Below are 20,846 nucleotides of genomic sequence, written 5' to 3'. Positions count from 1 at the left end.
AGGTTTGACGTTCGGCTCTGGTGGCCACCCCTCGGTGGATCACCGGCGGTTGCCTGCACAGGTGGCACACGACGGCTGTCGGGTGCGCTCGTCAAGAGGGAGAAAGTACGTGGATGGAACCTCGTTTGGGCGGTACCGCCTGCAGGAACTGATCGGCGAGGGCGGCATGGGGAAGGTCCACAAGGCCTACGACACCCTCACCGACCGGATCGTGGCGTTGAAAGTGCTCCACGAGCACACCGCCGCGGACCCCGGGTTCCGGGAGCGGTTCCGCCGCGAAGCACACGCGGCCGCCCGTCTGAGCGAGCCCCATGTCGTTCCCATTCACCACTACGGAGAGATCGAGGGCCGGCTGTACCTCGACATGCGCCTGATCGAGGGCACCGACCTGAAGACCCTGCTGGCCCGGCACGGGCCGATGCCCCCGGTCGTGGCAGTCTCCGTCGTCGAACAGGTGGCGGCCGCACTGGACGCCGCGCACGCCGCCGGCCTGGTGCACCGCGACGTCAAACCCTCCAACATGCTGGTCAGTGCCCGCGACTTCGTCTACCTCATCGACTTCGGTATTGCCCGCTCCACCCAGGACAAGGGCCTGACCAGCACGGGGGCCACGATTGGCACCTTCCACTACATGGCCCCCGAACGATTCACCACCGGGCAGGGTGATGCACGCTCCGACGTCTATGCGTTGGCCTGCGTGCTCCACGAATGCCTGACCGGCGCACACCCCTACCCGGGGGACAGTCTCGAGCAACAGATCTCCGGGCATCTGACCGCGGCCCCGCCGCGTCCCAGCCAGGTCCGGCCCGGGGTGCCCGCCGGGTTCGACCAGGTCATCGCCCAGGGCATGGCGAAGAGCCCCGACGACCGCTACTTCACCGCCGGGGGTCTCGCTGCCGCGGCCGAACGCGCCCTCACCACAGAGCCGCGCCCGAACGCCGCGACCACCGTGGTCATCGGCCCTGGGACTGCCAGGACCGCGCTCATCGGCGGCCCGCCACAACCGCATTCGTTGCCGACGGCGATGCTGCACCAGGGGATGGACACGACTGCACAACCGGGCGGTGATGCCGAGGCCTCGGCGCTGACCCCGGCTCGGCGGGCGAGCACGAAACGGAAAGCCTGCCTGCTCGCGGCGGCGGTGGCCGTCGCTGCCGCGGGTGCAGTCGCCGTCGGCTACGCGCCCGTCGACGCCCCGCCGCCGACCACGCCTGCCAACGCACGGCCGGCGGACGCCCTCGAACCGGTTCGACCCACGCCCACCTGGTCGGCCACGCACACCCCCGCCCCGCCGAGCGCACCGGCCGGCACGCGCCCCACGAATCCGACCAGGCAATCCGACCCGGTTCCCGCGCCCGGCGGCCTGCCCCCGTCCGCAGCGCCGGACGACCCCTATTTCGACGATCCCTACTACGCCGACCCGCACTCCGACTCCTACTACCCCGAATAGGTTGCGACGCAGGGCGGTCTCCCGTGGTCGCGAGGCGCGCCCCAGGGCGGACGGTCGCACTCCGCCCAGGGGGCGCAGAATGGCCGGCATGGCTATCCGGGAAACCGTCAGCATCGACGGCACGTCCATCGTCTACCGCGTCGAGGGTGACGCCGCCGCCCGTCCGCTGGTGCTGCTGCACGGCTGGGCGCAGTCGCTGCGGTGCTGGGGCGACGGCGTGCTCGACGCGCTCTCCGCCAAGTACCGCGTGATCGCCGTCGACCTGCGTGGCCACGGCTACTCCGGCGCGCCCGCCGCCGGCTACGACGACCCGAAGATCTGGGCGTCGGACGTCGAGGCGGTGCTCGCCGCGGAGCGCATCGAGTCCGGCGCGGTGCTGCTGGGCTGGTCCTACGGCGGCCTGGTGATCTGCGACTACCTAGCCGAGTTCGGCGAGGCCGCGGTGGACGCGATCGTGCTGGTCGGCGCCATCACCAGCATCGGTCCCGGGCAGAAGGGCGGCCGCGTCGGATCGGCGATGCGCGCGGCCATCCCGGCCGCGATGTCCGAGGACCCGCGCGAGTCGATCCGCGCGCTCGGCAGCTTCGGCACCGCCCTCACCGGCACTGCCGAGGGCAAGGGTGTCGCCTCACAGGCGCTGTTCGGCGCCAGCCTGTCGACGCCGCCGCGGGTGCGTGCGGCGCTGTTCGGCCGCGCGGTCGGGCACGACGAGCTGCTCACGGGTCTGACCGTCCCCGCGCTGATCCTGCACGGCACCGCGGACACCGTCGTCGACGTCTCCGCCGCCCGGCACGCGGCCGAGCTGATCCCGGCCGCCACCGCGTCGTACTGGGACGGCTGTGACCACGGGCCGTTCGTCGAGGACCCGAAACGGTTCGTCGCCGAGGTCAGCGAATTCGTCGACGGGCTGTGACGCGGCCAGGGCGCGGGCCCGAGGCCGATGACGGCCGGGTCGCCGCCGACGTGCTCAGGTCGGCTTCGTCGCGCGTGGTCGCCACAGGGCAAGATGGACCCGTGACCCCAGCGCAGAACCATCGGTTGCGGAGGGTGGCCGTTCTCTCGGTCCACACCTCTCCATTGGCGCAGCCGGGGACCGGTGACGCCGGCGGCATGAACGTGTACGTGCTCCAGAGCGCGCTGCAGCTCGCCCGCCGGGGCGTGGAGGTGGAGATCTTCACCAGGGCCACCTCCTCCGCCGACGCGCCGGTGGTCGAGGCCGCGCCGGGGGTGCTGGTCCGGAACGTCGTCGCTGGCCCCTTCGAGGGCCTCGACAAGCACGACCTGCCCACCCAGCTGTGCGCGTTCACCGCGGGCGTGCTCCGCGAGGAGGCGCACCACGAGCCCGGGTACTACGACCTGGTGCACTCGCATTACTGGCTCTCCGGCCAGGTGGGCTGGCTGGCCCGCGACCGCTGGGGCGTCCCGCTGGTGCACACCGCGCACACCCTCGCCGCGGTCAAGAACGCCGCCCTTGCGGATGGGGACGTCCCGGAACCGGCGGCCCGCCAGATCGGCGAGCAGCAGGTGGTGGCCGAGGCCGACCGGCTGATCACCAACACCGCCGACGAGTCCCGGCAGCTGGTCGACATCTACGGCGCCGACCCCCGCCGGATCGACGTGGTGGCCCCCGGCGCGGACCTGACCCGGTACCGGCCAGGCGACAAGGCCGCCGCCCGCGCCGAGCTGGGGCTGAACCCGAACGAGCTGATCGTGACCTTCGTCGGCCGGATCCAGCCGCTCAAGGCGCCGGACGTGCTGCTGCGCGCCGCGGCGGCCCTTGTCGAGCGCGAGCCCGCGCTGCCGCTGCGGATCGTGATCGTCGGCGGGCCATCGGGCACCGGGCTGGACCGGCCCGATTCGCTGATCGACCTGGCCGCCTCGCTCGGCATCACCGCCAGGGTGACGTTCCTGCCGCCGCAGCCGCCCGAGCGGCTCGCGCAGGTGTACCGCGCGGCGGATCTGGTTGCGGTGCCGAGCTATTCGGAGTCCTTCGGGCTGGTCGCGATCGAGGCGCAGGCCTGCGGGACCCCGGTCGTCGCGGCGGACGTCGGGGGACTGGGGGTCGCCGTGCGGTCCGGCGAGACCGGGCTGCTGGTGCCAGGTCATCGCACCGACGACTGGGCCGATGCCCTGCACTCGCTGCTCGCGGATCCCGGTCGGCTGGCCGAGATGGCGCTCCGAGCGCCGCTGCACGCGGAGGACTTCTCCTGGGAGCACACCGCCGACGGGCTGCTCGAGAGCTACAAGCGGGCGAACGCCAGTTTCCGCAGGCTGCCCGAGCACACGCCGCGCCGCGGCAGGGGATTGTGGAAGCTGCGTCGAATGGGGGGAGTGCGGACGTGAACGACATCGCGAAGCTGATCGACGCCGAACTGACCGAGCGGGAACTCGAGTACACCCGCAAGGGCGAGGACCAGTTCATCGTCGAGCTACCGGGCGAGCGCAAGCTCAAGACCACCTGCCTGCTCACCGTCGGCGCGCACGGCGTCCGCGTCGAGGCGTTCGTCTGCCGCAAGCCCGACGAGAACTTCGAGGGGGTCTACCGGTTCCTGCTCCGTCGCAACCGGCGGCTGTACGGGGTGAGCTACACGATCGACAAGATCGGAGACATCTACCTGCTCGGCCAGATCTCCACCCACGCCGTCACCGGCTCGGAACTGGACCGGGTGCTCGGGCAGGTGCTCGAGGCCGCGGACGGCGACTTCAACACCCTGCTCGAGCTGGGTTTCGCCACTTCGATTCGGCGGGAATGGGATTGGCGGGTCTCGCGCGGTGAGTCGCTCGCGAACCTCCAGCCGTTCGTGCACATGATGTCCGCTGACCAGGTCCGGGCGGCCGACGCAGACTGAGGCGGGGCTCCCCGGTCCGGGGTAGGGTTTCGGCGATCCTGTGACGGCTGTCACAGGTGTGATAACTGTGTCCATCTGTCACAGTTATCTGGTTCGCCAGTCCTGTCGCCGTACCACTCGAGGAGAGGCCCCCGTGAGCTTCAAGAGCCCCTATCCCGACGTCGAGATCCCGAACCTGAGCGTCTACGACTTCCTGTTCGGTCAGGTCTCCGACGTCGACCTGGACCGACCCGCACTCATCGACGGCGGCTCGGGCGCGGAGACCACCTACCGCGCGCTCATCGGTCAGATCGACGCCGTCGCGGGCGCGTTGGCGGCGCGCGGACTGGCCGTCGGCGACGTCGCCGCGCTGCATTCGCCGAACGTCCCGGCGTTCGCGTCCGTGCTGCACGGCATCCTGCGTGCGGGCGGCACGGCCACCACCGTCAACGCCCTCTACAACGCCGAGGACATCGCCAAGCAGCTCACCGACTCCAAGGCGAGCTTCCTCTTCACCGTGTCGCCGCTGCTGCCGCAGGCGCGGGCGGCCGCCGAGCAGGTCGGCATCCCCGCCGACCGGGTCGTCGTGCTCGACGGCGCCGAGGGGCATCCGTCGCTGCGGGACCTGCTCACCCAGGGCGCCCCCGCCCCCGAGGTCAGCTTCGACCCGGCCACCCACCTCGCGGTGCTGCCGTACTCGTCGGGCACCACCGGCCGCCCGAAGGGCGTGATGCTGACCCACAGGAACCTGGTGGCGAACGTCTGCCAGATCCACCCGCGGATGGGCATCAGCGCCGACGACCGGATCCTGGCCGTGCTGCCCTTCTTCCACATCTACGGACTCACCGTGCTGCTCAACGCGGCGCTGTACGAGCGCGCCACCCTGGTCACGATGCCGAAGTTCGACCTCGTCGAGTTCCTCCGCAACGCCTCCGAGCGCCAGTGCACCTACATCTTCGTGGCACCGCCGGTGGCGGTCGCGCTGGCCAAGCATCCGCTCGTCGACCAGTACGACCTCTCCACCGTGCACACCATCTTCTCCGGTGCGGCGCCGCTCGACGAGGAGCTGGGCAAGGCCGTCGCGAACCGGCTGAACTGCCGCGTCCGCCAGGGCTACGGCATGAGCGAGCTGAGCCCCGTCAGCCACGCGATCGCGCTCGAGGACGACCACGTCCCGCTCAGCTCGGTCGGCAAGCCGATCGCGAACACCGAGAACAAGCTGGTCGACCCGGCCACCGGCGAGGAGGTCGAGCTCCCGTCCGCGGGTGTCAGCGCGCCTGGCGAGCTGTGGGTCAAGGGTCCGAACGTGATGGTCGGCTACCTCGGCAACGATGCGGCCACCGCCGAGACCCTCGACGCGGACGGCTATCTGCACACCGGTGACATCGCCACCGTCGACGCGGAGGGCGTGGTGTACATCGTCGATCGGCTCAAGGAGCTGATCAAGTACAAGGGCTACCAGGTGCCGCCAGCCGAGTTGGAGGCGTTGCTGCTCACCCACCCGCAGGTCGCCGACGCTGCCGTGATCGGCGTGCTCGACGAGGAGGGCGAGGAGGTCCCGAAGGCGTTCGTCGTCCGACAGCCCGATGCCGAGCTCTCCGGGGACGAGGTCATCGCGTTCGTCGCCGAGCGGGTCTCGCCCCACAAGAAGGTCCGCATCGTGGAGTTCATCGACGCGGTGCCGAAGTCGGCGGCGGGCAAGATCCTCCGCAAGGACCTTCGCGCGAGCGAAGCGACGCGGGGTTAGACGCAGTACTGTCGCGACATGCGCGCGGTGGCACTCGTTGCCGCCGCGCGCATGTCGCGTTCTCGGCGCCGGTCAGCCCTCGGTCGACGGCGGGGTCATCTCGAGCCGGACGCCGAGGAGCCGGACCTCGCGGCCCGGATCGAGTCGCTCGGTGAGCGCCGCGGCGGCATCCGCGATCACCGCCGGGTCCAGCGTCGGCTCGGCCAGCGGCGCCCCGGTGGTGTGGGTGTCGAACGGTGCGTACCGCACCTTCAGGGTGATCCGCACCGCCGCCCGGCCCTCCGCCCGCAGGTCCTCGGTGACCCGCTCGGCGAGCAGGCGCACCTCGGCCGCCACCCGCTCGGGGTCGCTGAGATTGTGCTGAAATGTCGTCTCCCGGCCATGGCCGCGGGCCACGTAGGGCTCTGCGGTGACCGTCTCGCCACCGAGGCCGAGGCCGAGCCGGTGCAGCCACGGTCCCGTGGTCGGGCCAAGGGCGGCGGCGAGCTCGCCGTCGGTTGCGTCGGCCAGCCCGCGGACGGTGTGGATGCCGAGGGCGGCAAGCTTTTTCGCGGTCTTGTTGCCGATTCCCCACAGCGCGTCCGTGCCGCGATCGCCCATCACCTCGAACCAGTTGTCCGCGGTCAGCAGGTACACGCCCCGCGGCTTGCCGAAGCCGGTCGCGATCTTGGCGCGCAGCTTGTTGTCGCCGATGCCGACGGAGCAGTGCAGGTCGGTCGCCGCGAGCACCGCGGACTGGGCGGCGCGGGCGAACCCAACCGGATCGTCGGTGTCGATGCCGAGGAACGCCTCGTCCCAGCCCAGCACCTCGACGACCGCGTCCAGGCCGCGCAGGGTGTCCATCACCCGCTGCGAGGCAGCGGTGTACGCCTCGCCGTCGACGGGCAGGAACACCGCGTCGGTGACGCCGCGCGAGGCGAGCCTGCGGGCGGCGACGCGTAGCGGCATGCCCGAACCGATCCCGAACTCGCGGGCCTCGTACGAGGCCGTCGACACCACGCCGCGCTCGGTGGGGTCGCCGCGACCGCCGACGATCACCGGCAGGCCCCGCAGTTCCGGCCGTCGCAGGACCTCGACGGCAGCGACGAACTGGTCGAGGTCGACGTGTAGCACCCACCGCCTGCGTGTGCCCATTCACTCAGTCTGCGACCGGAGCCTTCCCCCTGTGGGGCGCATGTCAGGATTGTGGGCATGAGTACCGGAACACTTGTGCTGCTCCGCCACGGCGAGAGCGAATGGAACGCCATGAACCTGTTCACCGGCTGGGTGGACGTGCCGCTCACCGACAAGGGCATCGGGGAGGGCAAGCGGGCCGGCCAGCTCCTCAAGGAGCACGACGTGCTGCCCGACGTGCTGTACACGTCCCTGCTCCGCCGGGCGATCAGCACGGCGAACATCGCCCTCGACGCCGCCGACCGGCACTGGATCCCGGTCGTGCGGGACTGGCGTCTGAACGAGCGGCACTACGGCGCGCTGCAGGGCAAGAACAAGGCCCAGACCAAGGCCGAGTACGGCGACGACCAGTTCATGCTGTGGCGTCGCAGCTACGACACCCCGCCGCCGCCGATCGAGGCGGGCACCGAGTACAGCCAGGACGCCGACCCGCGCTACGCGGGCCTCGACGAGGTCCCGCTGACCGAGTGCCTGCTCGACGTGGTCAAGCGCCTCATCCCGTACTGGGAGGAGACGATCTCCGCGGACCTCAAGGCGGGCAAGACCGTCCTGATCACCGCGCACGGCAACTCGCTGCGCGCCCTGGTCAAGCACCTGGACGGCATCTCTGACGAGGACATCGCCGGGCTGAACATCCCGACCGGCATCCCGCTGCGCTACGACCTCGAGGTCGGTGCGGACGGCCGCCTCACCCCGCTCAACAGGGGTGGCACCTACCTCGACCCGGAGGCCGCCGCCGCAGGCGCCGCCGCGGTCGCCAGCCAGGGCGCGAAGTAGCAGTTCCGATGTCGGCCCGGGACCTCGTCGCGACCACGACGGGGATCCCGGGCCACCGCCGGAGCGGAGCCGGCGGAGCGACCAAACGTAGGGTGAACAGCGGGAAAACGGGGCGCCGCGGGGCCATGACGTGCGGTGAAATGCCTCCACCCTGCGTCCGCCAGGCTTTACGCGACCGTACGATTGCGCTGTGAGTGTTGTTCAGGCCGTGCTCCTGGCCGTGGTTGCCGCGTTCGGCGGGTACCTGGTCGGCGGGGTCCTCGTCCCGTTCCTGAGGAACCGGTTCTCCAGGCGTGAAGCCGAACAGGCCGGCCTGACCATGTCCCAGGTCCTCGACCTCATCGTGCTCGCCTCACACAGCGGTATCGCGGTGGTCGACCGGTTCCACGACGTGGTGCTCTTCAATCCGCGCGCCGAGGAGCTGGGCCTGGTGCGCAACCGCACCGTCGAGGAACGGGCCTGGCAGGCGGCGAATCAGGTGCTGACGACCGGGGTGCCGGTCGAGATGGACCTCAGTATCAAGAACCCGGCCCGCGGCAGGAACAAGATCGCGGTGCGTGGGGTGGCCCGGCTGCTCAGCGAGCAGGACCGCCGATTCGTCGTGTTGTTCGCGGACGACGACTCCGAGCAGGTCCGCATGGAGGCCACCCGCCGCGACTTCGTCGCCAACGTCAGTCACGAACTCAAGACCCCGGTCGGAGCGATGGGGCTGCTGGCCGAGGCGCTCCTCGAGTCCGCCGACGATCCGGAATCCGTGCGGCACTTCGGCGAGCGGGTGCTCAGCGAGTCGAAGCGGCTGGGGAACATGGTCAGCGAGCTCATCGCGCTCTCCCGCCTGCAGGGCGCGGAGAAGCTGCCCGACCTCGAGGTGGTCGACGTGGACGAGGTGGTCGAGGAGGCCATGCGCCGTTCGCGGCTCACCGCCGAGGCGGCGGGCATCACGGTCACCGCCGACCGGCCGAGCGGACTCGAGGTGCTTGGCGACCGGACCCTGCTCATCACCGCGCTGTCGAACTTGGTGGAGAACGCGATCGCGTACTCGCCGCAGGGGTCGCCGGTGTCGGTGAGCCGGTCGCGGCGCGGGGACAAGGTCGCCATCGCCGTCACCGACCGGGGGATCGGCATCGCGACCGAGGACCAGGAGCGGGTGTTCGAGCGCTTCTTCCGGGTCGACAAGGCGCGGTCCCGGTCAACCGGTGGCACCGGGCTCGGCCTCGCGATCGCCAAGCACGTGGCGGCGAACCACAACGGCTCCGTCACGCTGTGGAGCAAGGTCGGCACCGGGTCCACCTTCACGCTGCACATCCCGGCGCACGAGGAACTCTCCGATGACGCACCGGTGAGGAGCGCGATCTCGGGTCCAGGGGCCCAGCTCAGGTCCGCGCCGATCACGGACGCACCCCCCGCTGCGGACGAGACGTCCGCAACCGACAAGACCGCATCGATCGATCACGAAATGACGCAGCACGAGGCTGCGCCGAGTCTGGAGGCAAACCGGTGACGAATGTGTTGATCGTGGAGGACGAGGAGTCGTTGGCCGACCCGCTCGCGTTCCTGCTCCGCAAGGAGGGGTTCGAGGCGACGGTGGTGGGGGACGGACCGTCCGCCCTCGCCGAGTTCGACCGGTCCGGCGCGGACATCGTCCTGCTCGACCTGATGCTCCCCGGGATGAGCGGCACCGACGTGTGCAAGCAACTCCGGGCGCGCTCCGGCGTCCCGGTGATCATGGTCACCGCCCGCGACAGCGAGATCGACAAGGTCGTCGGCCTGGAACTGGGCGCCGACGACTATGTCACCAAGCCCTACTCGGCCCGGGAGCTGATCGCCAGGATCCGTGCGGTGCTGCGGCGCGGCGCCGACAACGACTCCGACGACTCGGCCGACGACGGCGTGCTCGAGGCGGGCCCGGTGCGGATGGACGTCGAGCGCCACATCGTCCAGGTCAACGGCGACACGGTCATGCTCCCGCTCAAGGAGTTCGACCTCCTCGAGTACCTGCTCCGCAACTCCGGCCGGGTGCTCACCCGCGGCCAGCTCATCGACCGGGTGTGGGGCGCGGACTACGTCGGCGACACCAAGACCCTCGACGTGCACGTCAAGCGCCTGCGGTCGAAGATCGAGGCCGATCCGGCCAAGCCGGAACATCTGGTCACCGTGCGCGGGCTGGGGTACAAGCTCGAGGGCTGACGCCGGGCCGCGCGGTCGCTTCGGGCGCACGGTGCAGGTCCGGGCGCCCGTACCCGACGGCTAGAACGGGTTGTAGACGTAGATCGGGCGGATCGGATTGGCGAGCAGCTGGAGGTCGTGCGCGACGTTGTTCGTGTCGTACTGCCTGCACTCGTGGATCGAGACGTAGTGGCCGTCCCCGCGGCACTCGATCTTGCGGGTGGCGCCGTACGGGCTCAGGATGATCGGCTTGTAGGTGTTCGGACCGACCAGCGCGCCCGCATCGAGGGGCGCGACGAAGTAGTCGGTGCGGTCGCGAACCGCGTTGAAGCCGTACGGATCGTCCGGGGAGTCGGCGGACGCCATCGGTGCCAGCGCCAGCGCGGTCCCGACGACCATCGCTGCCGTCGCCAGTGTGCGAGTGAACATGAGCGTCCCCCTATGACGGGGAGGGCTGGTGCGCCCTCCTGATCCGTTATCGGCGCAACGCAGACCGATCGTTACGTTCGGGGAGGCTGGTCGGCCTTCGCCTGCGCGGCCGTGGTCGCCGGGTGCACGGCGATCAGGCCCAGCCCGGCGCGGCGACGGCAATGCTTGGCCAGTTCCTCGTAGGCGGACTTGCCGAGCAGCTCCGTCAGCTCGGGGGCGTAGCTCTGCCACACCGGCTTCGAGCCCACGTGCGCGTCGGGCGAGCCGGAGCAGTACCAGTGCAGGTCCTCGCCGCCCTCGCCCCAGCCGCGCCGGTCGTACTCGGTGATCACGGTCTTGAGGATCTGCACGCCGTCCGGCCGCTCCACCCAGTCCTGGGTGCGGCGGACGGGCAGCTGCCAGCAGACGTCGGGCTTGACCTCGAGCGGCTCGATGCCCTTGCGCAGCGCCATCGAATGCAGCGCGCAACCGATCCCGCCCTCGAAGCCGGGGCGGTTGAGGAAGATGCAGGCACCCTGGTAGCGCCTGGTGCGCAGCGCGGGCTCGTCGTCGAGGTCGTCCTCCTCGACGTAGCCCTTCTTGCCGAGCCCCTTCTCCATGAACTGCCAGTCGCTCTTTGTGAGCAGCTTCACTGACCGGTCGAGCTTGGCCTTGTCGTCGGCGTCGGAGAGGAAGGCACCGTGCGAGCAGCAGCCGTCGTCGGGACGACCCGGCACGGTGCCCTGGCATGCGGGGGTGCCGAACACGCAGGTCCAGCGCGAAAGCAGCCAGGTCAGGTCCGCCACCACGAGATGTTCCGCGTTGGCTGGGTCCACGAATTCGATCCACTCGCGGGGGAAGTCGGGGTCGACTTCCGGCGTGGGTTCCATCTTCGAATCGGGCGTGGTGTTGCCTGCTGTCACAAGTCTCGACGGTAGACCCAGTACCGTGGTCACGTGCGGTTAGGGGTACTCGACGTCGGAAGCAACACGGTTCATCTACTCGTGGTGGATGCCCACAGGGGCGCTCACCCGACGCCGATGAGCTCCACCAAGTCGACGCTGCGGCTCGCCGAGAACACCGACGACCGCGGGGACATCACGGTGTCGGGGGCCGACAAGCTGGTCGCGGCGGTGCGGGACTTCGCGAGCATCGCCACGACCTCCGGTTGCGGCGAGCTGATGGCCTTCGCCACCTCGGCGGTCCGCGACGCCAACAATTCCGAGGCGGTGCTCGCCCGTGTCCGCGACGAGACGGGGGTCGCGCTCGAGGTGCTGTCCGGCGTCGACGAGGCCCGGCTGACCTTTCTCGCGGTGCGCCGCTGGTACGGCTGGAGCGCGGGCCGGATCCTGAACTTCGACATCGGTGGCGGCTCGCTGGAACTGACCGCGGGCGGTGACGAGGACCCGGACGTCGCGTTCTCCCTCCAGCTCGGTGCCGGACGGTTGACCAGGGACTGGTTGCAGGCCGACCCGCCAGGCAAGCGCAGGGTGGCGGTGTTGCGCGATTGGCTCGACGCCGAGCTGGTCGAGCCCGCCAAGGCCCTGCGTGCCGCCGGAGCGCCGGACCGGGTGGTCGGGACGTCCAAGACGTTCCGGTCGCTGGCGCGACTCACCGGGGCCGCGCCCTCCGCCGCAGGACCCCGGGTGCAGAGGACACTGACTGCCAGCGGTCTGCGCCAACTGATCGCTTTCATTTCTAGGATGACGATGTCGGACCGCGCAGAATTGGAGGGTGTGAGCTCGGATCGGTCGCAGCAGATCGTGGCGGGCGCACTGATTGCGGAGGCAAGCATGCGGGCGATGTCGGTGGACTCGCTGGAGATCTGCCCCTGGGCTCTGCGTGAGGGGCTGATCCTGCGGAAGCTGGATACCGAGATGGGCGGAGAACTGGTGGTGAGTACGCGATGAGCGAAGGATCCGAGGACACCGGGCAGGTCTCAGTTGCCGAGCTGCTCGCCAGGAACGGCCAGCAGGTCGAGTCCCGCGGTGGACGTCGGCGTCGGGGAGTGGCCGGTGGCGGGATCAGCGTCGCCGAACTGACCGGCGAGATCCCCGTCGTCAGGCCGCCAGAGGATTCGCGGCACACGATCCCCGAGGTGCCCGAGGTATCCCTCGCGCCGCCCGCGCCCGTCATACCGCCCGAACCCGTCGCACCGCCAGCGCCCGAACCGGTCACCCCGCCCGCACCGGCCGCCACCTCCTCCCCGCCCGCGCAGCCCCGGTCCCGGCGGGCCGACCGGACGCCGGTGCCCTCGGTCGTCGCGCGGTACACCGTCCCCGAGCGGGAGCGCCCCACCATTCCGCCGATCCCCGAGCCGCCGAAGGTCGAGGAGCCGAAGTTCGAGCTGCCGAAGGTAGAGGCGCCGAAGTTCGAACTGCCGAAGGTCGAGGAGCCGAAGTTCGAGCTGCCGAAGGTAGAGGCGCCGAAGTTCGAACGAGTCTCACCCCCATCCGCCCCCGTCACACCGGCCCCCGCGCCGCCGACCGCCGTGACGCCGCCGCAGTACCGCGCGAGCGCCGCGCCCGATGTCACGCCCGCGGCCACCGCTGCCGCCCTTCCGCCGCAGTACCGGTCCGGCGCCTTCGATCGGGTCGACGCCCAGCCCACGCAGGCCGAGAAGCCGAAGGCCAGACCCGAGACCTCCATGCGCGCGCCGATCGCGGAGCAGCCGAAGACCGCGGCCATGCCGGTCGCTGAGGTTCCGCCCGCCCCGCGCCCGGGCTTCGTCCCGTACACCCCCATCCGTGAGCCGGGACTGCTGTCCGGGTCAACGGTCGAGGGCGACCTCATGCGGCAGGCCAGGGCCGCAGGCACCTCGCGCCGGGAGACGCTGGAGGAAGCCAGGGCGCTGGTGCACGTCACCGGCGAGATCCCACGGATCGTGGTGCCGAAGACGTCCACGTTCAAGGAACAAGCACTCAGGGAACCGGCGCCCGAGCAGTCGGTGCGTGAGAGCGCGCTTCCCGGGTCCGCGGAGCCGGAGGACCCGGAGGATCTGGAGCCGGAGGTAGCGGTCGACGACGCGCCCTCCGATCGAGACGACAAGCACGCGGCCCGGGAGTGGGCGGTCCTGATCGGTCAGGGCATTGTCGCCCTGCTGGTCGGTGGGCTGCTGTTCAAGGGCTTCGAGAAGCTGTGGGACGTGCTGCCATGGGTGGCGCTGATCCTCGCGGTGCTGGTGATCGCCGGCCTGGTGGCGGTGGTCCGGATCCTGCGGCAGACCGACGACCTGGTGAGCCTGCTGATCGCGATCATCGTCGGTGTGTTCGTGACGATCGGTCCGCTCGCCTTCCTGCTCACGACCTGACCGAGGGTGGCGATGGACGGCACTCGAACCGGGACACGCAAGATCCTCGTCGGACTCTCGACGGCGTCGGTCTATCCGCAGAACACCGAGGCGGCGTTCGAGTACGCCGCCGACCTGGGGTATGACGGCATCGAGTTGATGGTCTGGGCGGAATCGGTGAGCCAGGACCTGGACGCCGTCAAGGCTCTGGTCCGCAAGTACGCCGTCCCCGTGCAGGCCGTGCACGCACCGTGCCTGTTGATCTCGCAGCGGGTGTGGGGGGCCGACCCGGCCGCCAAACTGGAGAAGTCGGTCCGCGCCGCCGAGGCACTCGGCGCGCGCACCGTGGTGGTGCACCCGCCGTTCCGCTGGCAGCGCAAGTACTCCGAGGGTTTCGCCGACCAGGTGCGCGAACTCGAGCAACGCAGCGACGTCGCGGTGGCGGTGGAGAACATGTTCCCGATGCGCGCGGATCGCTTCTGGGGCAAGCGCGGGAAGTCGGCCGAACGGCTCGAGAAGCGGGGCGGTCCAGGTCCTGGGGTGTCCGCCTTCGCGCCGTCCTACGACCCAACCGACAGCGGTCACGCGCACTACACGCTCGACCTCTCGCACACCGCGACGGCGGGCATGGACGCCATCGCACTGGCTCGGCGGATGGGTTCGGGCCTGACCCACCTGCACCTGGCGGACGGGCGGGGGGCCTCGGTCGACGAGCACCTGATCCCCGGGCACGGCAATCAGCCGTGTGCTCAGCTGTGCAGGCACCTCGTCGACAGCGGCTTCGACGGGCAGGCGGTGCTGGAGATCAACACCCAGAACGCGCGCACCACGGCGGAGCGTTCGTCGATGCTCGCGCAGTCGCTCGCCTTTGCCCGCGAGCACCTGGCGGTGGGTGCGCGGCCCTAGGTTCCCCAGGCCGTCAGAGCGCACCGACGCCTGCGGTGATCACCGCGATCCCGGCGACGATCAGCCCGGCGACGAGTACCCCGAACCCGATCCACACCGATCGCATCCAGGCGTTCGGGCGGACGGGATCCGCGCCGATCACGGAGAAGAAGAATCCGGCCGGGACGAAGATCGCCGACGAGAGCACGAGGATCGAACCCGAGGCCGACCAGCCCGGCGAGACGCCAGCAGCCTGGGTGAGCAGGGCGACGACGAGTCCGAGGGTCACCAGGACCCCGGCGTGCGCGTGCCCGGCACGGAACATCGTCTTCTGCAGGGCGTTGGCACCCTGCTTCCCGCTGACGATCCGGAGCATGAACGTGCCTCCGAAGGCGATACCGACGACGGTGAGGAGGGTGACGCCGACGACGATCGTGAGGATGGGGTCCATAGCGGGTCTCCTGGGTCGGGGGGTACTCTCGAATCTGTCTGGATAGCGCTACTATCCAATACATTGGATAGTAGAAGTATCCAATGTATCCGTCAACAGGGAGGGTCGATGCGCGTCTCCGAGCTCGTCGAGCGGTCGGGTCTCCCGCTTGCGACGATCAAGTACTACCTGCGCGAGGGCGTCCTGATGCCCGGCGAACCGACCAGCGCGACCCAGTCCAGCTACGGCCCGCAGCACCTGCGGCGCCTCGCTCTGATCAAGGCGCTGGCGGGGGCGGGGCTGCCTATCCACAAGATCCGCGAGATCATCCGCCTGACCGACAAGCCTGTCGACGGGCTGTACGACACCCTTGGTCGGGCGGTTGCCATGCTGCCGCCCTATCCGGACGACGCCGCGGACACCGAGGCGCGCGAGCATCCCCGTGCCCGTCGCCTGCTCGAACGGCTGGGGCAGGTCTACGACCCGGTCTTCCCCGCGGTCGGCCAGCTCGAGCGGGCGCTGAAGGCGGTGGAGGATGCAGGTATCCCGATGACCGACGAACGTATCGATGCCTATGGCAGGCACATCATGGGGATCGCGGAGGTGGACCTCGCGCTGATGCCGACCGGGTCCACCCAGGCGGCCGTCGAATACGCCGTGCTCGGCACCGCCATCTACGAGCCCGTGATCGCCGCGATGCGCAGGCTCGCCCACCAGGACATCGCGTCCAGAAGCTTCCAGCCGGCCGGAATCGCTCCGCCGGCTCGAGACATTTCAGCGAGTACGCAGGACCCCCGAGAGGAAACCCGATGACCCAGCCCGCCACCCTCACCTCGACCCGCCCGTTCGCGGACCTGACGACGCTGACGGACCTGGGCGGCGGCGCCTTCGCCGCGCTGATCGACCCGATCTGGACCATCGGCCCGAAGGTGCACGGCGGCTGCATGATGGCCCTGTGTGCCGCCGCCGCCCGCGAGGTGATCCGGGCGCCGCAAGAGGAGGCGGCGTCCCGTCCGGTCGACACTCGCGCCATGCAGCCGATCGCGGTCAGCGCCAGCTACCTCAACGCACCCGACCCAGGGGAGGTGCGGCTGGTCACCACCGTGCGCAAGCGCGGCCGCCAGGTGTGCCTGGTCGACGTGGACCTGATGCAGGGCGAGAAGGTCGCGGTGTCCGCGGTCGTGACACTCGGCGTGCCCGACGTGGGCGACCCGCGGCACCAGGAGCCCCTCGCGCTGGACGATCTCCCGGCCGCGCCGCCCGCCGACGCCGTCCACATCACCCCGGGCCATCCGATGGGGCAGATCGTGCACGTCGCGAAGGGCTGCGACCTGCGCGTCGATCCGTCCGCCGCGCTGTTCCTGTCCGGACAGCAGGGTGACCCGGTGAACCGGATGTGGGTGCGCCCGTTTGCCGAGGACGAGGTCGACACCGATGTCGCGGTGCTCTTCGCGTTGATGACCGGCGACATCAGTGCCCCCGTGACGATGAACCGTGGCATGTTCGGGTGGGCGCCGACCGTCCAGTTGACCACCTACCTGCGCCGGCTCCCCGCGCCGGGGTGGCTGCGGGTGATGGCCAGCGCCACCGTGCTGGGCGACACCTGGTTCGAGGAGGACCATCTCGTCCTCGACGAGGCCGGGCACGCCGTGGTGCAGAGCCGCCAGCTGGCCATGATCCCGAAGGGCTGACCGGGGCCGGACCTCCGTCGATGTTCCCCGACGGCCGCATGGCAGGCTTGCGGGCATGACGAGAATTGCAGTGATCGGTGGCGGCAGGATCGGCGAGGCGCTGATCGCGGGTCTGCTTCAGTCGGGTCGCGCGCCGAAGGATCTGGTGGTCGCGGAGTCCTCGGCCGCGCGGGCGGCCGAGCTGACGGGCCTGTTCGGGATCAGGGCGACCACGATCGCGGATGCCGCCGAGGGCGCCGATGTCGTGGTCATCGCGGTCAAGCCGGACGACGTCGATTCCGTGATGGCCGAGCTGACGTCGGTCGATCTGGACGGCGACCGGGAGCAGTTGGTGGTCACGCTGGTGGCAGGCCTGCCGACCTCCCGATACGAGGCCAAGCTTCCCGCCGGTTTCCCGGTGGTGCGGGTGATGTCCAACACGCCGATGCTGGTGGGTGAGGGGGTCAGCGCGATCGCGGGCGGGCGGTACGCGAAGCCGGAGCACCTCGCGCTGGTCACCGACATCCTCGCGTCGGTCGGCAAGGTGGTCGCGGTCCAGGAATCGAAGATGGATGCGGTCACCGCGGTGTCCGGGTCCGGGCCCGCCTACTTCTTCCTGATCGCCGAGGCGATGGTCGACGCGGGTGTCGGCATCGGCCTGACCCGCGCGACCGCGACCGAGTTGGTCGTGCAGACGATGGTCGGTTCGGCGGCCATGCTCGACCGGTCCGGCGAGTCCGCAGCGGACCTGCGCGCCGCCGTGACGTCGCCGGGTGGCACCACGGCCGCCGCACTGCGCGAGCTCGAGCGGGGCGGGGTCAGGACCGCCTTCTATGAGGCGCTGGTGGCGGCGAAGAGCAGGTCCGCCGTTCTCGGCGGGGGTACCGAATAGATATTGGTACTCCACACCCGTCGCTGTAACCCCATCTGTCCCGCTAAGCTGATTACAGCACGTGCGTGTCTGTTCCGCCGGAGGGGAAGCCGGCGGCGCGAGACGTGCCGGAGGTATGTGGATTAATGGTGTCTACAAGTAAGTCGAAGGGGTCCAACCCCGACGGTCAACCCATGGTCGGCGGCACGCAGTTTCTCACCGTCGCCGAGGTGGCGACGCTGATGCGGGTCTCCAAGATGACGGTGTACCGGTTGGTGCACAACGGCGAGCTGCCCGCGGTGCGGGTGGGCCGGTCATTCCGAGTGCATGCGAAGGCGGTGCACGACTACCTGGAAACCTCGTATTTCGACGCGGGCTGACCGGTCCGGACGTCCTCTCGGATGCAGTGTCCGGGGGCGAATGGAAGCTCGGTTTCTGCGGAGCGAGGCCGCACCGGTACGATGATGACTTGTCGTGCCAGCCAGCCGGTGTCATCAGGCGCTGGGTTAGCAGATACGAGGCCGAGCGCCAGATTCGTAACGCACGCGTACGTAACCGGCGTGCGCAGGACCGCTAGAGAAGAACGTGAGGGATACCCGCTATGGGTTCAGTGATCAAGAAGCGACGCAAGCGCATGTCGAAGAAGAAGCACCGCAAGCTGCTTCGCAGGACGCGAGTGCAGCGTAGGAAGCTCGGTAAGTAGATCGCCGAGTTCGCAGGTGTGGGACCCAGTCCCTCCGATGCCCGTCACCGACAGGTGGCGGGCATCGCTGCGTTCGGGGTGGATTAGGCGTACGTCCAGCATCGGGTGAGTGAATATCTTGCACTGTCAGCCGTAAAATTGCAGGTAAACAGGTGTTTCGGACTCGTTAAGAACCGTGCGGTCCTAGCCGGGTGTGGCTAGGCTCGCAGGTGAGACCCGACAGGCAGGGGTGGGGTGTGGAGGTAGTGGTCAACGAACGCGGAGTACAGCCGCCTGGTGTTGTCCTGGTGACCGGCGCCAGCCGGTTCCTCGGCGGATACCTGGTGGCCCGGCTCGCGCAGAATCCGAACATCGACCGGGTCATCGCCGTCGATGCCGTGTCGCCGAGCAAGGACATGCTGCGGCGGATGGGGCGCGCGGAGTTCGTCCGTGCCGACATCAGGAACCCGCTCATCGGCAAGGTGATCCGCAACGCCAAGGTCGACACCGTGGTGCACGCCTCTTCGATCCCGAAGGCCCCGAAGTCCGGCAGCCGGGCCGCGATGAAGGACATGAACGTCCTCGGCGCCATGCAGTTGTTCGCGGTGTGCCAGAAGTCCCCTGACGTCCGCAAGGTCGTGGTCCGCTCGTCCGGCGCGGTCTACGGCGGCAGCGCACGGGACCCGGCGAAGTTCACCGAGGAGATGAGCGCCCGCACGCCCCCGCGCGGCGCCTTCGCGCGCGACATCATCGAGATCGAGGGATACGCGCGCAGCCTCGGGCGCAGGCGGCCCGAGATCGCGGTCTCCCTGCTCAGGATGGCGCCGCTGATCGGTCCGCGGATGAGCGGGCCCGTGTCGCGGTACCTGAACTCGCCGGTGGTGCCGACGGTCCTCGGCCGGGACCCCAGGATGCAACTCCTGCACGAGGAGGACGCGCTGGCCGCGCTCGAGCTCGCGACGGTCTCCGGGCCCGCGGGAACCTTCAACATCGCCGCGGACGGCGTCGTGATGCTCTCGCAGGCGGTCAGGCGGGCGGGTGGCCTCGCGGTGCCGGTGCCATCGCAGCTGTTCCGGACCCTCGGGCGGGCGCTGATGGGGCCCTCGATGCGGGACTTCACCAAGGAGCAGCTCGACTACTTCCACTTCGGGTGTGGATTCGACACCGGCCGGATGCGGGCGGAACTGGGCTTCGAGCCGCGGTGGACGACGATGCAGGGACTGGACGATCTGATCAACGGGGCCGGGATCAGCCCGATGATCAGCGAGGACTGGCTGCGGTCGGTCGAATCACGGGTACAGCAGTTGGTCGGAGTCGGGGGAGAGCAGCGATGAGCGATGTGGCCAAGGTGATCCCGTTGCACGACGCGGCCGGGCGGCGTGCCCGGCCCGCGCCTGCCGGGCAGCAGGGAGGCGAGCCCCTGCCCGAGCCGCGCCCGCTGTTCGGCGTGCCGCAGCAGGCGTCGCCGTCGCTGCCCGGTGTGGTGCTCGAGTCGGCCAGGGACCTGGTCGCCGACCCGGTGGTCGCGATCGCGGAGTTCCTCCGCCGCAGGCTCACCGGCGACTACCAGGTCGATGAATTCGGCTTCGACCCGCATTTCACCGAGAACGTCTGGCTCCCGATCCTCCGGCCGCTGTTCGAGAGCTGGTTCCGCGTCGAGGTCCGCGGAATCGAGAACGTGCCCTCCGAGGGTGGTGCGCTGGTAGTCGCCAACCACGCGGGCGTGGTCCCCATCGACGGGCTGATGACCTCGGTGGCGATGTTCGACCACCATCCGGCCCATCGCCCGCTGCGGATGCTCGCGGCCGATCTCGCCTTCGAGATGCCGGTCGTCGGCAACATCGCCCGCAAGGCCGGACACACCCTGGCGTGCAACCCGGACGCCGAGCGGCTGCTGCGGACCGGCGAGGTGGCGGCGGTCTTCCCCGAGGGATTCAAGGGGATCGGCAAACCGTTCAGCGAGCGGTACAAGCTGCAGCGCTTCGGCAGGGGCGGGTTCGTCAGCGCCGCGTTGCGCACCGGCGCCCCGATCGTGCCGTGCTCGATCGTCGGCTCGGAGGAGATCTACCCGAAGATCGGCGACCTCAAGTCGCTGGCGCGGCTGCTGGGGATGCCTTACTTCCCGGTGACGCCGTTCTTCCCGCACCTGGGTCCGCTCGGGCTGATCCCGTTGCCGTCGAAGTGGTACATCGAGTTCGGCGAGCCGATCCCGACCGACTCCTACGACTCGGTGTGCGCGGAGGACCCGATGGTGACCTTCGAGCTGACCGACCACGTCCGGGAGACCATTCAGCAGACCCTGTACCGGCTGCTCGCCAAGCGGCGCAACGTGTTCCTGGGCTGAATCGGCGGGAATCGTCCCGGGATCGGTTGCCCGGCAGGTGAACCCGCGTCGCTTTCCGCGATCCCCGCGCGGACCTGGTGATCGCCCGGCCGTTGTGCTTTGGTGGGACAGGGGGCCTCGACAGGG

At 69.8% G+C, this 20,846-nt stretch carries 22 protein-coding genes; 18 read left to right on the top strand and 4 right to left on the bottom strand.

Features of this window, described 5'->3' with window-relative positions; genetic code table 11:
- The first annotated feature begins 109 nt into the window (after nucleotides 1–109).
- From RM1_RS05350 to RM1_RS05330, 5 genes are all read left to right on the top strand, one after another.
- Nucleotides 110–1,450, top strand: a complete 1,341-nt coding sequence (locus RM1_RS05350) for a serine/threonine-protein kinase (RefSeq protein WP_072750322.1) — start codon at nucleotides 110–112, stop codon at nucleotides 1,448–1,450.
- Nucleotides 1,451–1,538: 88 nt separating this feature from the next.
- On the top strand, nucleotides 1,539–2,363 hold the full coding sequence (locus tag RM1_RS05345) for an alpha/beta fold hydrolase (RefSeq protein WP_072750342.1): 825 nt from the start codon (nucleotides 1,539–1,541) through the stop codon (nucleotides 2,361–2,363).
- Nucleotides 2,364–2,464: 101 nt separating this feature from the next.
- Nucleotides 2,465–3,793: a D-inositol-3-phosphate glycosyltransferase gene (gene mshA, locus RM1_RS05340; protein WP_072750321.1), complete on the top strand. Its 1,329-nt coding sequence runs from the start codon at nucleotides 2,465–2,467 to the stop codon at nucleotides 3,791–3,793.
- Nucleotides 3,790–4,299, top strand: a complete 510-nt coding sequence (locus RM1_RS05335; RefSeq protein ID WP_072750320.1) for a type III secretion system chaperone family protein — start codon at nucleotides 3,790–3,792, stop codon at nucleotides 4,297–4,299. Before mshA ends, RM1_RS05335 begins: the two co-directional genes overlap by 4 nt.
- Before the next feature lie 133 nt (nucleotides 4,300–4,432).
- On the top strand, nucleotides 4,433–6,025 hold the full coding sequence (locus RM1_RS05330; RefSeq protein WP_072750319.1) for an AMP-binding protein: 1,593 nt from the start codon (nucleotides 4,433–4,435) through the stop codon (nucleotides 6,023–6,025).
- A 72-nt stretch (nucleotides 6,026–6,097) separates the two neighbouring features.
- On the opposite strand, the gene RM1_RS05325 is transcribed toward RM1_RS05330, so the two are convergent.
- The gene (locus RM1_RS05325; RefSeq protein ID WP_072750318.1) at nucleotides 6,098–7,159 is read right to left on the bottom strand and encodes a DNA polymerase IV; all 1,062 of its coding nucleotides are present in this window, start codon (nucleotides 7,157–7,159) and stop codon (nucleotides 6,098–6,100) included.
- Nucleotides 7,160–7,207: 48 nt separating this feature from the next.
- Between RM1_RS05325 and RM1_RS05320 the strand changes: the two genes are divergently transcribed.
- The 3 genes from RM1_RS05320 (at nucleotide 7,208) to RM1_RS05310 (ending at nucleotide 10,162) form a co-directional block, all read left to right on the top strand.
- A complete protein-coding gene (locus RM1_RS05320) occupies nucleotides 7,208–7,975 on the top strand; it encodes a phosphoglyceromutase (protein WP_174562919.1) in 768 nt (255 codons plus the stop codon).
- A gap of 190 nt (nucleotides 7,976–8,165) precedes the next feature.
- Complete coding sequence (locus RM1_RS05315; protein ID WP_072750316.1) at nucleotides 8,166–9,476, top strand: sensor histidine kinase; 1,311 nt, start codon at nucleotides 8,166–8,168, stop codon at nucleotides 9,474–9,476.
- Nucleotides 9,473–10,162 (top strand): winged helix-turn-helix domain-containing protein, encoded by a 690-nt coding sequence (locus tag RM1_RS05310; RefSeq protein ID WP_027500771.1) that lies wholly within the window; start codon nucleotides 9,473–9,475, stop codon nucleotides 10,160–10,162. Before RM1_RS05315 ends, RM1_RS05310 begins: the two co-directional genes overlap by 4 nt.
- Nucleotides 10,163–10,222: 60 nt before the next feature.
- On the opposite strand, the gene RM1_RS05305 is transcribed toward RM1_RS05310, so the two are convergent.
- Nucleotides 10,223–10,570, bottom strand: coding sequence for a hypothetical protein (locus RM1_RS05305; protein WP_072750315.1), 348 nt, complete (start codon nucleotides 10,568–10,570; stop codon nucleotides 10,223–10,225).
- A 71-nt stretch (nucleotides 10,571–10,641) separates the two neighbouring features.
- Complete coding sequence (locus RM1_RS05300) at nucleotides 10,642–11,439, bottom strand: DUF3109 family protein (protein WP_072750341.1); 798 nt, start codon at nucleotides 11,437–11,439, stop codon at nucleotides 10,642–10,644.
- A 66-nt stretch (nucleotides 11,440–11,505) separates the two neighbouring features.
- Here RM1_RS05300 and RM1_RS05295 point away from each other — a divergent pair, with 66 nt between their 5' ends.
- The 3 genes from RM1_RS05295 to RM1_RS05285 are packed head-to-tail and all read left to right on the top strand — an operon-like array spanning nucleotide 11,506 to nucleotide 14,744.
- The gene (locus RM1_RS05295) at nucleotides 11,506–12,459 is read left to right on the top strand and encodes a Ppx/GppA family phosphatase (RefSeq protein WP_072750314.1); all 954 of its coding nucleotides are present in this window, start codon (nucleotides 11,506–11,508) and stop codon (nucleotides 12,457–12,459) included.
- The gene (locus RM1_RS05290) at nucleotides 12,456–13,859 is read left to right on the top strand and encodes an Rv0497 family membrane protein (protein ID WP_072750313.1); all 1,404 of its coding nucleotides are present in this window, start codon (nucleotides 12,456–12,458) and stop codon (nucleotides 13,857–13,859) included. Before RM1_RS05295 ends, RM1_RS05290 begins: the two co-directional genes overlap by 4 nt.
- 12 nt (nucleotides 13,860–13,871) lie before the next feature.
- The gene (locus RM1_RS05285) at nucleotides 13,872–14,744 is read left to right on the top strand and encodes a sugar phosphate isomerase/epimerase family protein (protein ID WP_037176087.1); all 873 of its coding nucleotides are present in this window, start codon (nucleotides 13,872–13,874) and stop codon (nucleotides 14,742–14,744) included.
- A 13-nt stretch (nucleotides 14,745–14,757) separates the two neighbouring features.
- On the opposite strand, the gene RM1_RS05280 is transcribed toward RM1_RS05285, so the two are convergent.
- Nucleotides 14,758–15,174 carry a hypothetical protein gene (locus RM1_RS05280; RefSeq protein WP_027500765.1) on the bottom strand — a complete coding sequence of 139 codons (417 nt, stop codon included), beginning with the start codon at nucleotides 15,172–15,174 and terminating at the stop codon, nucleotides 14,758–14,760.
- A 108-nt stretch (nucleotides 15,175–15,282) separates the two neighbouring features.
- Between RM1_RS05280 and RM1_RS05275 the strand changes: the two genes are divergently transcribed.
- From RM1_RS05275 to RM1_RS05245, 7 genes are all read left to right on the top strand, one after another.
- Nucleotides 15,283–15,966: a MerR family transcriptional regulator gene (locus RM1_RS05275; protein WP_072750312.1), complete on the top strand. Its 684-nt coding sequence runs from the start codon at nucleotides 15,283–15,285 to the stop codon at nucleotides 15,964–15,966.
- Nucleotides 15,963–16,844 (top strand): thioesterase family protein, encoded by an 882-nt coding sequence (locus RM1_RS05270; protein ID WP_072750311.1) that lies wholly within the window; start codon nucleotides 15,963–15,965, stop codon nucleotides 16,842–16,844. The genes RM1_RS05275 and RM1_RS05270 overlap by 4 nt, the downstream gene beginning before the upstream one ends.
- A 55-nt stretch (nucleotides 16,845–16,899) precedes the next feature.
- Nucleotides 16,900–17,715, top strand: coding sequence for a pyrroline-5-carboxylate reductase (gene proC / locus RM1_RS05265; RefSeq protein WP_072750310.1), 816 nt, complete (start codon nucleotides 16,900–16,902; stop codon nucleotides 17,713–17,715).
- 125 nt (nucleotides 17,716–17,840) lie between these two features.
- Nucleotides 17,841–18,074: a helix-turn-helix domain-containing protein gene (locus tag RM1_RS05260; protein ID WP_027500762.1), complete on the top strand. Its 234-nt coding sequence runs from the start codon at nucleotides 17,841–17,843 to the stop codon at nucleotides 18,072–18,074.
- A 221-nt stretch (nucleotides 18,075–18,295) separates the two neighbouring features.
- A complete protein-coding gene (locus RM1_RS05255; protein ID WP_003402602.1) occupies nucleotides 18,296–18,397 on the top strand; it encodes a 30S ribosomal protein bS22 in 102 nt (33 codons plus the stop codon).
- Nucleotides 18,398–18,642: 245 nt separating this feature from the next.
- Nucleotides 18,643–19,710 (top strand): NAD-dependent epimerase/dehydratase family protein, encoded by a 1,068-nt coding sequence (locus tag RM1_RS05250; RefSeq protein ID WP_072750309.1) that lies wholly within the window; start codon nucleotides 18,643–18,645, stop codon nucleotides 19,708–19,710.
- On the top strand, nucleotides 19,707–20,720 hold the full coding sequence (locus RM1_RS05245; protein WP_072750308.1) for a lysophospholipid acyltransferase family protein: 1,014 nt from the start codon (nucleotides 19,707–19,709) through the stop codon (nucleotides 20,718–20,720). The genes RM1_RS05250 and RM1_RS05245 overlap by 4 nt, the downstream gene beginning before the upstream one ends.
- The last annotated feature ends 126 nt before the right edge of the window (nucleotides 20,721–20,846 follow it).

The sequence above is a fragment of the Rhodococcus maanshanensis NBRC 100610 genome (assembly GCF_001894865.1).
GTDB lineage: Bacteria > Actinomycetota > Actinomycetes > Mycobacteriales > Mycobacteriaceae > Rhodococcus_G > Rhodococcus_G maanshanensis.
Note: the sequence above shows the minus strand (reverse complement) of the source record. Positions and strands in the feature narration are given on the sequence as shown.

Excerpts from the sequence above, each read along its gene's own strand:
- RM1_RS05345 (WP_072750342.1), top strand. The coding sequence starts at position 1,539 with ATGGCTATCCGGGAAACCGTCAGCATCGACGGCACGTCCATCGTCTAC.
- RM1_RS05325 (WP_072750318.1), bottom strand. The coding sequence starts at position 7,159 with ATGGGCACACGCAGGCGGTGGGTGCTACACGTCGACCTCGACCAGTTC.
- RM1_RS05305 (WP_072750315.1), bottom strand. The coding sequence starts at position 10,570 with ATGTTCACTCGCACACTGGCGACGGCAGCGATGGTCGTCGGGACCGCG.
- RM1_RS05300 (WP_072750341.1), bottom strand. The coding sequence starts at position 11,439 with ATGGAACCCACGCCGGAAGTCGACCCCGACTTCCCCCGCGAGTGGATC.
- RM1_RS05290 (WP_072750313.1), top strand. The coding sequence starts at position 12,456 with ATGAGCGAAGGATCCGAGGACACCGGGCAGGTCTCAGTTGCCGAGCTG.
- RM1_RS05285 (WP_037176087.1), top strand. The coding sequence starts at position 13,872 with ATGGACGGCACTCGAACCGGGACACGCAAGATCCTCGTCGGACTCTCG.
- RM1_RS05280 (WP_027500765.1), bottom strand. The coding sequence starts at position 15,174 with ATGGACCCCATCCTCACGATCGTCGTCGGCGTCACCCTCCTCACCGTC.
- RM1_RS05275 (WP_072750312.1), top strand. The coding sequence starts at position 15,283 with ATGCGCGTCTCCGAGCTCGTCGAGCGGTCGGGTCTCCCGCTTGCGACG.
- RM1_RS05270 (WP_072750311.1), top strand. The coding sequence starts at position 15,963 with ATGACCCAGCCCGCCACCCTCACCTCGACCCGCCCGTTCGCGGACCTG.
- proC (WP_072750310.1), top strand. The coding sequence starts at position 16,900 with ATGACGAGAATTGCAGTGATCGGTGGCGGCAGGATCGGCGAGGCGCTG.
- RM1_RS05260 (WP_027500762.1), top strand. The coding sequence starts at position 17,841 with ATGGTGTCTACAAGTAAGTCGAAGGGGTCCAACCCCGACGGTCAACCC.
- RM1_RS05255 (WP_003402602.1), top strand. The coding sequence starts at position 18,296 with ATGGGTTCAGTGATCAAGAAGCGACGCAAGCGCATGTCGAAGAAGAAG.
- RM1_RS05245 (WP_072750308.1), top strand. The coding sequence starts at position 19,707 with ATGAGCGATGTGGCCAAGGTGATCCCGTTGCACGACGCGGCCGGGCGG.